This is a genomic window from Sorangium sp. So ce394 (assembly GCF_051474665.1).
Lineage (GTDB): Bacteria > Myxococcota_A > Polyangia > Polyangiales > Polyangiaceae > Sorangium > Sorangium cellulosum_D.
On the sequence record NZ_CP150339.1, the window covers coordinates 3131914 to 3145432 of the forward strand.

The 13519-nt window shown below is 72.8% G+C and carries 11 protein-coding genes and 1 pseudogene; 8 read left to right on the forward strand and 4 right to left on the reverse strand.

Features of this window, described 5'->3' with window-relative positions; genetic code table 11:
• The first annotated feature begins 5 nt into the window (after window positions 1-5).
• Window positions 6-452, forward strand: coding sequence for a hypothetical protein (locus tag WMF33_RS11670; protein ID WP_437337202.1), 447 nt, complete (start codon window positions 6-8; stop codon window positions 450-452).
• Between the two features lie 231 nt (window positions 453-683).
• Here the strand turns inward: WMF33_RS11670 and WMF33_RS11675 are convergent, their stop codons facing one another.
• Window positions 684-1343 (reverse strand): DUF4405 domain-containing protein, encoded by a 660-nt coding sequence (locus WMF33_RS11675; protein ID WP_437337203.1) that lies wholly within the window; start codon window positions 1341-1343, stop codon window positions 684-686.
• Between the two features lie 215 nt (window positions 1344-1558).
• Window positions 1559-2164: an RNA 2'-phosphotransferase gene (locus WMF33_RS11680; protein WP_437337204.1), complete on the reverse strand. Its 606-nt coding sequence runs from the start codon at window positions 2162-2164 to the stop codon at window positions 1559-1561.
• Between the two features lie 111 nt (window positions 2165-2275).
• On the opposite strand from WMF33_RS11680, the gene WMF33_RS11685 reads away from it, so the two are divergent.
• A complete protein-coding gene (locus tag WMF33_RS11685) occupies window positions 2276-3214 on the forward strand; it encodes a LysR family transcriptional regulator (RefSeq protein ID WP_437337205.1) in 939 nt (312 codons plus the stop codon).
• A gap of 23 nt (window positions 3215-3237) precedes the next feature.
• On the opposite strand, the gene WMF33_RS11690 is transcribed toward WMF33_RS11685, so the two are convergent.
• Entirely contained in the window at window positions 3238-4056 is an 819-nt protein-coding gene (locus WMF33_RS11690; protein ID WP_437337206.1) for a hypothetical protein, read from the reverse strand.
• A gap of 440 nt (window positions 4057-4496) precedes the next feature.
• On the opposite strand from WMF33_RS11690, the gene WMF33_RS11695 reads away from it, so the two are divergent.
• Window positions 4497-5783 (forward strand): hypothetical protein, encoded by a 1287-nt coding sequence (locus tag WMF33_RS11695; RefSeq protein WP_437337207.1) that lies wholly within the window; start codon window positions 4497-4499, stop codon window positions 5781-5783.
• Between the two features lie 175 nt (window positions 5784-5958).
• Window positions 5959-7407: a hypothetical protein gene (locus WMF33_RS11700; RefSeq protein WP_437337208.1), complete on the forward strand. Its 1449-nt coding sequence runs from the start codon at window positions 5959-5961 to the stop codon at window positions 7405-7407.
• 67 nt (window positions 7408-7474) lie between these two features.
• On the opposite strand, the gene WMF33_RS11705 is transcribed toward WMF33_RS11700, so the two are convergent.
• Entirely contained in the window at window positions 7475-8017 is a 543-nt protein-coding gene (locus tag WMF33_RS11705) for a DinB family protein (protein WP_061624918.1), read from the reverse strand.
• A gap of 304 nt (window positions 8018-8321) precedes the next feature.
• On the opposite strand from WMF33_RS11705, the gene WMF33_RS11710 reads away from it, so the two are divergent.
• From WMF33_RS11710 to WMF33_RS11725, 4 genes and pseudogenes are all read left to right on the forward strand, one after another.
• The gene (locus WMF33_RS11710; RefSeq protein WP_437337209.1) at window positions 8322-9122 is read left to right on the forward strand and encodes a class I SAM-dependent methyltransferase; all 801 of its coding nucleotides are present in this window, start codon (window positions 8322-8324) and stop codon (window positions 9120-9122) included.
• Between the two features lie 43 nt (window positions 9123-9165).
• Window positions 9166-9783, forward strand: a pseudogene (locus tag WMF33_RS11715) (aldo/keto reductase); the annotation flags it as partial.
• A 30-nt stretch (window positions 9784-9813) separates the two neighbouring features.
• The gene (locus WMF33_RS11720) at window positions 9814-11373 is read left to right on the forward strand and encodes a DUF6798 domain-containing protein (protein ID WP_437337210.1); all 1560 of its coding nucleotides are present in this window, start codon (window positions 9814-9816) and stop codon (window positions 11371-11373) included.
• 119 nt (window positions 11374-11492) lie between these two features.
• Window positions 11493-13400, forward strand: a complete 1908-nt coding sequence (locus WMF33_RS11725; protein ID WP_437337211.1) for a GNAT family N-acetyltransferase — start codon at window positions 11493-11495, stop codon at window positions 13398-13400.
• Window positions 13401-13519 lie beyond the last annotated feature (119 nt).

Below are 13519 nucleotides of genomic sequence, written 5' to 3' on the forward strand. Positions count from 1 at the left end.
GAGCCATGCCGGCGCCCCGTCTCCCTCACGTCCCCGAGCGTCTGCCCTGGCCCGACACGACCGGGCCTGACCCTTCCCAGGCGGCGCTCGACGCGCTGTGGTCGAAGACGCGCGCGGTGCGCGTTTACCCGGGCGAGCTCGGTGAGCACGGCCCGCTCGCCCGAGCGCCCGTCGTGGAGCTCCGCGGCGCCGACGTCGCCGAGCTCGCGCGCCTCCTCGCGTTCGAGGCGCCGCCGGAGCGCTTCCGGGTGCCGAGCCTCGGGCAGTGCGCGCTCGAGCTCCGGGGCCGCCTGTTCCGCGTCGGTCTGCTCGGGCTCGACGCGGAAGGGGCGCTCCGCGTCCTCGGCTGGGGCTCGGACGTCACGCTGCGCGAACCGGCGGCGGTCTTCGCGTGGCTCGCGGAGAAGGGCGGGCCTTCTCTCGCGGAAGCGCGCCAGCAGGGGGCGCGCTAGCGCTCGGGGCAACGGGGTGAGGCCGAACGCCTCCCGAGCTCAGCTGGCGGGCCGCCCTGCTGGGTAGTGGTCGACCTTGCCCAGAGAGAGCCCACATGAAGGCGGGAAGGCGGGAAGATCATCAAGGTTTCTTCCCGCCTTCGCGCCTTCATGTTCAAATTTGACCACGACTCCCTGCTGAGCGGCTCCTCGTCCTCAGTATTTGTAAGCGTCGATCTCTGGTCCACCTCTTCATCTGGCTTCGTAAAGAAGTGTTTCTACGACTTCTTCGGGGGAAGAATCGTTGTTCAACCAGATGTCTTCGATCGTGTCGGCGCCCTCGAGCCCGATTCCCTTCTTGTTCAATGCCGTGGCCGCTTTGGTGTGATCAATCTCAAGGACCCTGAATGAGTCGGAGAGCGGGGCTCTCGCCACTCTCTCCATGATGATCAAATCTGCCGGAATCTGAGCTCGTTCAAGGGCGATGAGCCCAACGGACAATACGGCGACAGCGGCGGCTGCAATGAAGAAATTCCGCTTTCCGAAGTGGCTCTTCATGCTCTTCCAGTTGATGGCCACATGGGAAAAAGCAAAGAGCACAAAAGTTAGCCCCATCACCTCGTGCAACACCTCTGTGAAGCCGTCGGCTAAGTGGAAGAACATCAACACGCCGGAAAATCCGACAGAGACAAAGATGAATGCAAGAAAAGGGGTTACAAAAATCCTGTTCAGCTTCATGCTCAATCCTGCGTTGAGGTCCTCGGACGCGCTGACGATCGCCGGAGCTCCCTCGACGGCGCTGGGCGAGGTGGGCGACGGCCCCGATTCCGCGTCATCGCAGCCGGCGAACGCGAGAACCGAGATGGCGGCCGCGATCATCGCGGCCGGTTTGGCACCAGCAGCGCCATTCACGGAGACCCTCCGCAGGTCGTGTGCGGCTGCTGGACGCTGCTCGCCCACAGACGATTATTGAGTGCTTAATACACGTAATTCCGAAGGGGACGCGCGTCAAGAGAAATGTGCATGATGCACGCTTCTGCCTGGTGACCGCCCACCCATCGCCGTGGCCGTGGCCAGTCGCGGCGCTCGCCGGGGTCGACCTCCGCTCTCTCCCGCCAGCCCGGCCCTCACCCCCCGCCGATCAGCGCCCGCAGCGCATCCGCTTCCCGCTTCGCCCGCGCCGCGATCGGCACGAGCCCCACGAGGCACGGCGCCGGCACCTCCCGCGCGAGGATCACGCCGTTCTGGCTCCGGAACACGCGCACGCCGCGCGCCCGGAGCCGCGCGGGGCTGATCTCGAGCATCACGTCGACGTTCGCGCGCTTGCCCACCGCGCTGGCCGGCGCGTCGGTGCAGTGCACGTGCGTGCGCGCCGCCGGCCGGATCCCCTCGCGGGCGATGCTCCGGACCGCGTCCACGCTGGTGCCGTGCCAGATCGACGCGTCGCCGTGCACCTCCTCCCAGGACGCCTCCAGGCCGGCGAGCGTCACCGGCATCCCCTCGCGCGAGTGCCCCTGCGAGGCGCGCACCCGGTCGCCCCGGATCTCGAGGCGGTTCTTCGTGTTGGTCTCCACAACGGCGCCGAGCAGCGAGCGCGGTATCCCCAGCGCCCGCAGCACGTCGTCCACGGCCACCCAGCCCGCCTCGTCCATGGCGACGCCTATCGAGGGCGCCCCGTGGCGGAGCAGCCAGGAGAGCTTCTTGCTCATGTCGGTCAAGCGATCGCGGCCCATCGTCAAGCTCCATCCTTTCGAACGTCGGACGCGGAGAAGCATAGACACCCCGCTATCGCGCGGAAGAAGTATTTCTGGATACGCTATCGCGTTTCGCGATAGCGTCCCGGCATGCTCAACCTCGACTGGCTCGGCGCCTTCGTGGTCTTCTCCGAGCACCTCAACTTCACCCGCGCGGCGCGGGCGCTGCACGTCTCGCAGCCGGCGCTCCACGCCCAGATCGGCAAGCTCGGCGAGGCGCTCGGCGTCACGCTCTACCAGCGGCGCGGGCAGCGGCTCGAGCTCACCGCCGACGGGAGGCGCGTCGCCGCCTTCGGGCGCGAGGTGGGCGAGCGGACGCGCTCGTTCCTCGACGTCCTTCGCCACGGCGAGAGCCGGGAGCCGGTCGTGCTCTGCGCCGGCGAGGGCTCGTACCTGTACCTGCTCGGCGAGGGGATCCGCGCCTTCACCGCGCGCGCCGTCGCCCCGCTCCGCCTGCTCACGCGCGACCGCGAGGCCACGCTCGACGCCGTCGTCGCGGGCGAGGCGCACCTCGGCGTCGCGCCGCTCGAGGGCGCGCCGGACGGGCTCGCCGCCGACCGCCTCACCGAGGTCGAGCAGGTCCTCGTCGTCCCCGAGGCGCACCCGCTCGCCCGCAAGCGCCGCGTCCACCTGCGCGATCTCGAGGGGGCGCGGCTCGTGGTCCCCGCCCCCGGGCGGCCGCACCGGGCCGCGCTGGCGCAGGCGCTGCTCTCGGCGGGCGTCCGCTGGGAGCCGGCGGTCGAGGCGAACGGCTGGGAGCTGATGCTCCACTTCGTCCGGCTCGGCGTCGGCATCGCCGTGGTCAACGCCTGCTGCCGCCTCCCGCGCGGCCTCGTCGTGCGCCCGCTGCCCGAGCTGCCGCGCAAGGTCTTCTACGTCGTCCACCGGCGCGGCGTCGACCTCCAGGGCGGGCCCGCGGCGCTCCGGGACGCGCTGCTCGCGCACGGCGCCGCGTGGCAGCGCAAGCACGCGCGCGGCGCGCCGGCCGCGCCCGACGTCACGCCGAGCGCGCCGGCGCGCCGGCGCTGAGCTCCCTCACCCGATCTCCGGGCTCAGGCCGCCTTCTTGGACTTCGACTTGCCCTGCTTCGCCTGCTTGCCGCCCATGTCGTCCGGGCGGCTCACCAGCTTCGAGAAGTAGCTCGGCTCGCCGTTCGCCTTGGCCTCCTGGTACACGAAGGCGAGGTTCGACTCCTCGAACTTGGCGAAGAAGTCGTCCCACGAGATCTCCTCGAGCGTGTCCTCCCCGCTGAACCCCGGGAAATCGATCCGGAGGACGCCGGGCTCCCCGTTCTTCTCGGTCCGCGTGACCGTCGCCGGGCGGCCGCCGCGCGCCTCGACCCACGCGCGGATCTCGTCGTGGTCGACCGTCATGTGGGACGAGTGGTCGTCCTCGGCGCCCTTTCCGCGGGGCTGCTTTCCGCGAGGCCGCTGCTCGGCGCCGCCGGGCTCCTTGTCGAGATCCATCTGGACCTCGATCTCGACGTCCAGCTCGCCGCCGCCGCTCCCGCCCTTCGCGCCGCTCGACTTCGCCTTGCTGCCGCCCTTCGCGGCGCCGGACGTGGATTTGCCCTTCTGGACCATGTCCTCCGGACGGCTCACCAGCTTGGAGAAGTTGCTCGTCTGCCCGTCCGCCGTCTTCTCCTGGTACACGAAGGCGAGGTTCGACTCCTCGAACTTGGCGAAGAAGTCGTCCCACGAGATCTCCTCGAGCGAGCCCTCCCCGCTGTAGCCGGGGAAATCGATGCGGAGGATGCCGGGCTCACCCTTCTTCTCGGTGCTCTTCACCGTCGCCGGGCGGCCTCCGCGCGATTCGGCCCACTGGCGGATCTCGTCGTGATCGATGGTCATCTTCGATGAATTGGCCGACATGGTCTCTCTCCTGTGCTCGTACGTCGATTTGGCTCGAGGACGGCAACCTGCGTGCCAGAGGACCATGAGAAGATCCGCGCGGGTGATGGACGGGCTCAGCCGTGGGCGGCCTGGAGCGGCGCGTACGCGCGGCGCGGTACGAGCCCGTCCCGCCGTCGCCCGTGTCGCGCGTGCGAGCCCGGCGTTATCGTGACGAGACCGAGCCGAAAAGGAAGGGAGCTCTGCCGTGGCCGAGCTCGGGCGCGACGAGGCAATCTGCCTCGACTGCGGCGAAATGCTGCCGATCCGATGGGATGATCATGAATCATGAAAAAGGGGGTGGTTCCGTCCGCTATGTAGGGTCGGGCGCAGATGTCGAGTGTTCGCGGGTACGGCGCTTGACCAGCTCGCCGGCAAGGTTTTAGCTGCTCGGTGGGAGGCTGCGCGATGCGCGGAGTTCTATGAAAACGCACTCAGGCGAACGACAGGAGACGCCCTCGGCGAGGGGCGCGCGCCCGCTGCGCCGCGGGCGCCGGGGATGGGCTGCGGGGGCCGCGCGCGCCGCGCTCGCGTCGAGCGCGGCGGTGCTCGCGCTCGGGTGCGTGCTGGAGATCGACGCCCCCGGCGCGACGGGCAGCGGCGGCGCCGGCGGCAGCGGAGCGGCGAGCGGCGGGGCCGGCGGCGAGGGCGGCGCGGCGAGCTCCTCGGCGTCCGGCGGCAGCTGCCCGGGAGGGACAGGCTGCTCCGGCGCGTGCGTCGACACGGGCTCCGACCCGGCGAATTGCGGCGCGTGCGGCGACGCCTGCGCAGCAGGGGAGTCGTGCTGCGAGGGCGCGTGCGCCGATCTGAGCAGCGATGGGCTGCACTGCGGCGCTTGCGGCCATGGCTGTCAGGGTGGGCTGTGCAGCGACGCCGCGTGCCAGCCGGTCGTGCTCGCGGCGGCGGCCGGCGCTCCCCTCGCCGTCGCGGTGGACACGACCCACGTCTACTGGACGCACCGGGATACGGACGAGATCATGAGCGCGCCCATCGACGGCGGCGAGGCGGTCACGATCGCAGAGAGCTGCCCGTCGTTCGGGATCGAGGTGAGCGCGACGGACGCGACCTGGACCTGCGCCGAGCTCGGCACCGTCTACAGGGCGCCGCTCGAAGGCGGCGAGCCCGTGCAGCTCGCGACCGGGCTGAACCTCCCGATGGGCCTCGCGCTGGACTCGACGAGCATCTATGTGGGCGACGACAGCGCGGTGAAGCGGGTCCCGATCGGGGGAGGGGAGGCGGTGCAGCTCGCCGTGGGCAGCGGCTCCCGCCGCCTCGAGATCGACGACACCCACGTCTACTGGACCAACGCGGACGCGAGCACCATCCGGAAGGTGCCGATCGGGGGGGGCGAGGACGTGATCCTCGCGACCGGATACTTCGAGTCGCACGAGGTCGCGCTCGACGAGACCACCGTGTACTGGACGACCCCGGGCGAGGGGCCGAGCGTGGGCTCCGTGAACAAGGTGCCGAAGGCGGGGGGCACGCCGGTGGCGCTCGCCACGGGCCAGGCGTCCCCGTTCTTCATCGCGGCGGACGGGACCCACGTGTACTGGGTCAACGTGGCCGACGGCGAGATCAAGAGGGTGCCTGTCGACGGCGGCGAGGCGGTCGTGGTGATCTCGGGCGTATCGCCGAACGACCTGGCGGTCGACGGCACCAGCATCTACTGGACCGATGAGAGCGGCTTCGTGATGAAGCTGGCCAAGTAGGCGCCCGGCGCGCCGAAGGGACGAGGGAGGCCCACGCCGCAGCGCGCCAGCGCGTCTACCCGCTGCGCGAGCGCCGGGCGGGTGCTACCTAGCATCGAGCGGCGCAGGCCGCGCTGCCGAGGCCGAGCACGTGACCGCCGCGTACCATCTGCTCCTCCGAGCCGCTGTGCTCGCCGTGACCACGGCGACCGCGACGCCGGCGGCCGCGCGCGAGCCTCGACCTCCTGCGGCTGCTTCCGCCACGGGCGCGCCGCGGCCCGCGCGGCCGTCGGCGCGCTCGCGTCGGCCTGCGCCGGCCCAGCCTGCCGCGCGCGCCCCGCAGCCCGCGCATGCCCCGCCGGCCGCGCGCGCCCCGCAGCCCGCGCATGCCCCGCCGGCCGCGCGCGCCCCGCAGCCCGCGCATGCCCCGCCGGCCGCGCCGGAGGCGCCGGAGGCTCCCCCGGTCGCGCCCGAGCCCGAGCCCGCGGCCTGGCGCGCCCTCGTGGTCGGCGGCGGCCCGCGGCCGCCCATGAACCAGGTGGCCATCGAAGGCCACGTCCGGTACTTCCAGTCGCTGCTCCCGGCCACGGTGGAGCGCCGCGTCCTCTTCGCCGACGGGAGCCGGGGCACGCGGAGCGTGCAGTTCCTCGACGGCCTCCGCATGCGCTACCGCGCGCCCAGGCTGCCGCGCATCGACGGCGCGACGACCCGCCGCGGGTTCGACGCGACCTGGCGCAAGTTCGTCCGCGCGCGCCCGGCCGACCCGCTGCTCCTGTACTTCGCCGGCCACGGGAGCCCAGATCCGCGGCGCGATCTCGACAACAACGTGTTCGACCTCTGGGGCGGCGGGGGGCTGTCCGTGCGCGACCTCGCCGCCCGCATGGAGGAGCTGCCCGACGACACGCCCGTGGTCCTCGTCATGGCCCAGTGCTTCTCCGGCGCCTTCGCGAACCTCCTCTTCGAGGGCGGCCGGCCCGACGGCGAGCTCGTCGAGCGCGACGTCGTGGGGTTCTTCGCGGCGACCCGGGACCGCCCCGCGTCGGGCTGCACGCCCGAGATCAACGAGGCGGATTACACCGACTTCAGCAGCTACTTCTTCGCCGCCCTCTCCGGCGTCGATCGCCTCGGCAACCGCGTCGTCGGCGCCGATTTCGACCAGAACCGGTTCGTGGGGATGAACGAGGCGTTCGCGTACGCCCTCCTCCACCAGGCGACCGGCGACGTGCCGGTCGCGACGTCCGATGTGTTCCTCCGCCGCTTCGTGAACAAGCCCGATCACGAGACCATGGCGACGCCCTATGCCAGGGTCCTCTCATGGTCGAGCCCGGCCGAGCGGGCCGCCCTCGAGGGCCTGTCGGACGCGCTCGGCCTCCGCGGCGAGCACCGGCTGCGGGCGGCGTACGACCGCGAGTTCGGGCCGGGCGCGGGCCGGAGCGACGTGGAGGACGTGACGTCGGCGCACCGGCTGCGGTTCATCCGGCTCGCCAAGAGCGTGGTGCTGGCGAGGGCGCTGCGGCAGAGCGGCGATCGCGCCCTGATCGAGCGCTTCGAGCGGCTGCGCGCCGCCGAGGCGCGCAACCCCCTCGCCGAGGCCAAGGCGGCGAGCCAGGCGCGACAGGACACGAGGCGGCGCGCCGCCCGGTGACCCGGCGGCGGCCTCGCCGGCCTCCCCAGGGCTCCGCCACGGCGCTCGGCGCGAGGCGCCGCGCGCGTCAGGGCGCGGACTTCTCCTCCACCTGCATCGCGAAGAGATCCGTCACGCCGGGGTCGATTCCCATCTGCGTGAGCAGGGTGGTCACCTGGCCGCGGTGATGGGTCTGATGATTGAAGAAATGGCCCACGGTCCACCAGAGCGGCTGGGTCAACACCGTGCCGCCCCGCGTGAAGGTCAGGTCGCCCGAGAGCGCCTGCTCATCGATGGCGTGGACCCAGGCGAGGATGTCCGCGTCCGTCCTGGCGCGCTCGCGGGAGAGATCGTCGAAGTCCGCGTAGAGCTCCTGCGACAGCGAGGTGATCTCGATGGCCTTGCCGCTCGCGTCGCGCACGGCGAACCGCTCCTCGTCGCCGGTGAAGCGCCCCATCCACCTGCGATCGGCGAGCAGGATGTGGTTCAACGTGCCGTGGATCGACCTGAAGAAGGCGCCGCGATCGCGCTTGCGCTCCGCGTCGTCGAGCTTGCCGACAAGCGCATAGAGCTTGTCGTTCATCCACAGGTTGTAACGAGCCAATGCGCGATACTGATCTACCCAGCTCATGAGTCAACCCTCGTCCGTCCAAGTGCAGGCACGCACCCTATCACGCTCGCCCGTGACAGAGAACCCCGGCCCGGGCGCCGCGGCGCCCGCGTCGCTGCGCGCGCGTCGTCGACGGGCGCGCCACCCTCGCGGGCGGCGCGCCTCGGACGCATCGCCGCCGTCGCGCGCTGCGACCGAGATCGCGCTTGCTCGGTCCGCTATCGCGGACTATTGTCCTCGATAACAGACACGTGGCGATCGGCGAGATCTCCCGGTTCGGAGCCGCCTTTCGCCCATTTTTCACCTCCTCTCCCAAGGAGCCACGATGGTCAGCCTTGCGCTCGATTCAGCTGTCCTGGCCGAGACGTACGATCGCGTCAGCGATCGGCAGTTCAACCACGGAAAGCTGCTCATCGAAGATCTCCAGATTTCCCCGGGCGAGCGCGTCCTCGACGTCGGGTGCGGGACCGGTCGGCTCGGGGCGCATGTCGCCGAGCTGGTCGGCCCGTCCGGCGAGGTGGCCGGCGTCGATCCGCTGCCGCTCCGCGTCGAGCTGGCGAACAAGAAGCGCCGGCCGAACTTCCGCGCCAGCGTCGGTCAGGCCGAGGATCTCTCGCAGTTCGCCGCCGGGAGCTTCGATGTCGTGTTCCTGAACAGCGTGCTCCACTGGCTGCCCGAGAAGCTCGGCCCGCTGCGCGAGGCGCGCCGCGTGCTCAAGCGGGGAGGGCGCATCGGCATCAGCTCTGCGGCCAAGGAGCGCCCGCACGAGTTCGAAGGGGTGCTCGATGGCGTGCTGTCGTCGCTCGGCCTGACCGGCACCGCGGAGACGCTCGGCAACACCACCTACAAGGTGACCTCCGACGACCTGAAGGGCACCCTCCTGCGCGTCGGCTTCGAGGATCCGAAGCTCCAGATCCGCACCTTCACGGATCACTTCGCGGCCACGGACGACGTGATCGCGTTCAACCTGGCCAGCTCGTTCGGCAACTTCCTGTCCAACCTGGCCCCGGAGGACGCCGCGCGGGTCAAGGCGGCGCTCGAGGCCGAGCTCGAGCGCCGCCGCGCGCCGGAGGGGATCCGGCTGCGACGTCACCTGATCTTCGCCGTCGCGCGCGCGGGCGGCTGAGCGGGAACGCGGCACGCGGCACGGAGGAGCAGGCGCCGGCCTGGCGCTGGATCTCGGCATCAACTTCTTCGACACCGCCGACGTCTACTCGCTCGGCGAGAGCGAGTCGGTGCTCGGCCGCGCGCTCAAGGATCTCGGCCCCTCCCGCGATCGGCTGGTGATCGCCACCAAGGTTCACTGCCCCATGGGCGACGACCCGAACCAGCGCGGCCGGTTCGTGGCGATGCAGAACCATTACAACCTCGTCTACCGAGAGGAGGAGCGCGAGGTGATCCCGCTCTGCAGGTCCGAGGGGATCGGGGTCATCCCCTGGAGCCCCCTCGCGCGCGGGTTCCTCGTGGGCAACCGGAGCAAGGACGGCAAGGGGGAGACCGTCCGCGCCAAGTCGGACGAGTTCGCGCAGCGGCTCTACTTCCAGGACTCGGACTTCGCCGTCGTCGAGAAGGTGACCGAGATCGCCGCGAAGCGGGGCGTCCCGAACGCCCAGGTGGCGCTCGCGTGGCTCCTCCAGCAGCCCGGCGTCACCGCGCCGATCATCGGGGCGACCAAGCTGTCGCACCTCAACGACACGGCCAAGGCCGTGGAGCTCGAGCTCGACGCCGACGAGCTGCGCGCGCTCGCCGAGCCGTACCGGCCGCACCCGGTGCTCGGGCACACCTGAGCGCGCGGCCGTGGTAGGTTCGCGGCCTCCGTGCTGCCGGCCACCAAGGTAAAGCGACCCGCGGCCGAACCAGCGCCCGATCCGGAGGACGCGCCCCGCGCGGAAGACGACGCCGCGGGGCGCGCGTGGTCGTGGCTCGCGCCGTGCGCCGTCTTCGGGGCGGTCGCGTCGATGTCGCGCTCGTTCGTGTCCAACCAGAACACGTACCTCGTGCACGCGGCGCGGAGCTCCGGCGCCTACCCGGAGCTCGCGGCCGACTGGTTCGCGCACACGGCGGATCCCACGCCGTTCTTCACGGGGCTCGTGGCCCCGCTGCTCGCGCTCGCCGGCCCCGGCGTCCTGCCGGCGCTGAACGCGATCCTCACCGCCGCGTGCCTCGCGGCGATCGTCCTCGCGGCCGAGGCGCTCGTGCCCGACGGCGCGCCGCGCGCCCCGCGGTGGGTCGTCGCCTGCGCGCTCGCGGTCGCGTGGCTCGCCAGCCCTCGCGCTCAATACGGCTTCGCGGGGGTCGCCGACCAGCAGGTGCTCCGCAACTTCCTCCAGCCGGCGAATTTCGGCGCGCTGCTCCTCGTGGGCCTCGCCCTGCTGCTCCGCGGGCGCCCGCGCGCCGGCGCGGCCATCGCCGCGCTGGCGGCGGTCATGCACCCCACGTACATCCCTTCCGTGCTGCTCCTCGTCGGCGCGGCGCTCGCGCTCGACCGCGGCGCCCCGTGGCGGCGCAAGGCGGTCGCGGCCGCGCTCGCCGGGGCCGTGCTCGCGCCCCCGCTCCTCTGGACGGCGACGCGGTTCGCCCCCTCCGACCCCGCGACGTTCCGCGCCGCGCAGAGGATCCTCGCCGACGAGCGCATCCCGCACCACACGAGCCCGCAGCTCTGGTTCGATCTCGGGGCCGTCCTGTGCGCGCTGATCGTCGCGGCGGCCCTCCTGATCGCGCGGCGGTCCGGCAAGGCGCTGCTCGGCGCGTACGCGGGCGTCTGCGTGCTCGGCACGCTCGCGGCCGCCGCCTTTCCGCAGCTGTACACGCTGCGGCTCGCCTTCCCGTGGCGGATCTCCACCTGGCTCGTGCCGCTCTCCACCGCCGTGCTGTTCACGGCGCTCCTCGGCCGCGTGATGCGCCGCCCAGCGCGGCGCGTCCTGCCGGGCATCGCCGCGGGCGTGTGGGTGATCGCGACGGCCGTCGCCGTGCGCCAGGGGCTGCACCGCATGCGGCCGCGCGAGGAGCCGGGCGTCGCGCTCGCCCGCGAAGCGCGGCGCCGGGGGGCGGCGACGGACGTGATCGTCAGCCCCCCGTCCTGGGAGCACCTGCGCCTCAACGCGCCCGCGGCGATCTTCGCGGACTGGAAGTCGCACCCGTACGCGGACCGCGAGGTGCTCGAGTGGGACCGCCGCCTCCGGCTCCTCTCCGGGCTCTACGCGGGGGCGGGCGCCCTCTCGTGCGGCGCGCTCGCGCCGATCCTCGCGAGCGCGCCGGCGCCGCGCTGGGTGATCGTGCCGCGGGGCGCCTCGCTCCCGTGCCCGGGCGTCGAGCTCGCCGTCGAGGCCGCGGACGGCAGCCTCTATCGCGTGCTCGCCGCGCCGCCTCCGGGCTAGCGCGCGGCGGTTGCGCGGCCGCTCGCCTCTGCGAGGATACGGCGCCGAGAGGGGCCGGGAGCCCGGCGGAGCGCCTTCGGGCGGCGCTCTCCGAGGAGAGCCCGCCTCCCGGAGGCCAGGTGAGCGAACGACTCGACGTTGAGGTGCTGAACCGCCGCGAGGCGCTCGAGGCGCTGCGGGAGCCGTGGAGCGCGCTGTGGGAACGATGCCCGGCGGCGACGGTGTTCCAGCGGCCGGAGTGGCTGATCCCGTGGTGCCGCGAGCTCGGGCCCGAGGAGGTGCTGGCCCTGGCGTTCCGGTCGGAGCAGGGGCTGGTCGGCCTCGCGCCCCTCGCGATCCACCACTACCGCGGCGAGCGCCTCGTCGCGCTGCTCGGCGCCGGGCTCACCGACTACAACGACGTCCTGGCCGCGCCCGGGTACGAGCGCGCGGTCGCGGAGGCGGTGCTCGCGTACCTCGACGAGCGCGCGGACGCCTGGGACGTCGCGGATCTCCACGACCTGCGCGGGTCGTCGCCCCTGTTCGCGGCCGAGGCGCCCGCTGGCTGGTCGGACGAGATCGAGAAGCACGAGGCGTGTCCGAGGGTGGCGATCCCGGAGGGCGCCGGGCCGGACGAGCTGTTCTCGCCGGGGATGCGCGCGCGCGTCAGCCGCGCGCGGAAGCGGCTCGCGAAGGCCGGCGCGCTGCGCGTCGACGTGGCCGACGCGTCGAGCGTGGACGAGCTGCTCGACGCGCTGTTCGCGAATCACCGGGCGCGCTGGGTCTCGCGCGGGGAGGGCGGGGTGCTGGACGAGGCGCTCCGGCCGTTCCACCGCGCGGTCGCGCGGGGGCTGTGCGCGCGGGGCGCGCTGCGGCTGTTCGGCCTGCGGCTCGACGGGCGGGTGATCGCGTCGCTCTACGGGCTGGCCGAGCGGGGCGGCATGGCGTCGTACATCACCGGCTTCGATCCGGAGTTCGCGTGGTACAGCCCTGGGCTCGTGATGCTCGCCAGCGCGATCGAGCACGCGGCGGCCGAGGGCGCGCGGACCGTGGACTTCCTCCGCGGCCGCGAGCCGTACAAGTACGAGTGGGGCGCCGTCGACCGCTGGACGTACCGCCGGCGGCTGCGGCACCGGCGCGCGCGCGAGGCCGGGCGGGAGGCCGGGCAGGGCGCGCTCGAGGGCGCGGTGGCGGCCGTGATGGCCGGCGAGGCGTCGCCGGAGGTCGGCCTGGTGCGGCTGCTCGGCGCGGCCGGGGACCTCGCGGACGCCGCGCGCGCGATCGAGGCCGCGCGGCCCGCGGCGGGGGAGGCGGCCGCGCGGCTCGAGGCGCTGCGCCGCTGCCTGGACGAGCGGCGCGCCGCGTGCGCGACGGTGGCGGAGATGCTGGGCGCGCACCGCGACGCGGGCGTCGCCGGGCCGGACGCGCCGGCGCGCGCCGCGCGGCTGTTCGACGAGCTCTGCGCGCGCTCGGAGGAGGCGAGCGTCGCGGCGTATTCGCTCGGCGATCCGGCGCTCCTCGAGCGGGCGACGGGGGAAGTGGTCGAGCTCCTCGAGCGGTGGGGCGCGATCGGGGAGGACCGCGCGATCCTGCAGATCGGCTGCGGGATCGGCCGCTTCGAGGCGGCGCTCGCGCCGCGGGTGCGCGAGGCGTGGGGGCTCGACGTCGCGCCGCGGATGATCGAGGCCGCGCGCCGCCGCTGCGCGGGGCTGCCGAACGTCGCGCTCGCGGTCTCGTCGGGCGCCGATCTCGGCGACGTGCCGTCTTCCCGCTTCGATCTCGTGTACGCGGTCGACTCGTTCCCGTACCTCGTGGCGGCGGGCGAGGCGGTCGTAGATCGGCACGTCGCGGAGGCGCGCCGGGTGCTGCGGCCGGGCGGGGAGCTCGCGATCCTGAGCTACTCGTACCGGGGCGACCTCGCGCGCGACGCGGCCGACGTGGCGCGGCTCGCGGCCCGCCACGGGTTCGACGTCCTGGTGAGCGGCGAGCGGGCGTTCTCGCTGTGGGACGGGCGGGCGTACCGGCTGCGGAGGATCGAGGACCGGTGAGGTACCGCCTTCCCAGAGGCAGCCCGCCGCCCGCGAACCGGCGTCGGAACCCTGCCCGACCGGCGGCGTCGCGAGGAAGAAGCGCCGTTGCGCGTCGTATCCATCGGCAGAAGGTACTT

Coding starts and splice junctions, on each gene's coding strand:
- WMF33_RS11670 (WP_437337202.1), top strand. CDS start 6: ATGCCGGCGCCCCGTCTCCCTCACGTCCCCGAGCGTCTGCCCTGGCCC.
- WMF33_RS11680 (WP_437337204.1), bottom strand. CDS start 2,164: ATGGGCCGCGATCGCTTGACCGACATGAGCAAGAAGCTCTCCTGGCTG.
- WMF33_RS11685 (WP_437337205.1), top strand. CDS start 2,276: ATGCTCAACCTCGACTGGCTCGGCGCCTTCGTGGTCTTCTCCGAGCAC.
- WMF33_RS11690 (WP_437337206.1), bottom strand. CDS start 4,056: ATGTCGGCCAATTCATCGAAGATGACCATCGATCACGACGAGATCCGC.
- WMF33_RS11695 (WP_437337207.1), top strand. CDS start 4,497: ATGAAAACGCACTCAGGCGAACGACAGGAGACGCCCTCGGCGAGGGGC.
- WMF33_RS11705 (WP_061624918.1), bottom strand. CDS start 8,017: ATGAGCTGGGTAGATCAGTATCGCGCATTGGCTCGTTACAACCTGTGG.
- WMF33_RS11710 (WP_437337209.1), top strand. CDS start 8,322: ATGGTCAGCCTTGCGCTCGATTCAGCTGTCCTGGCCGAGACGTACGAT.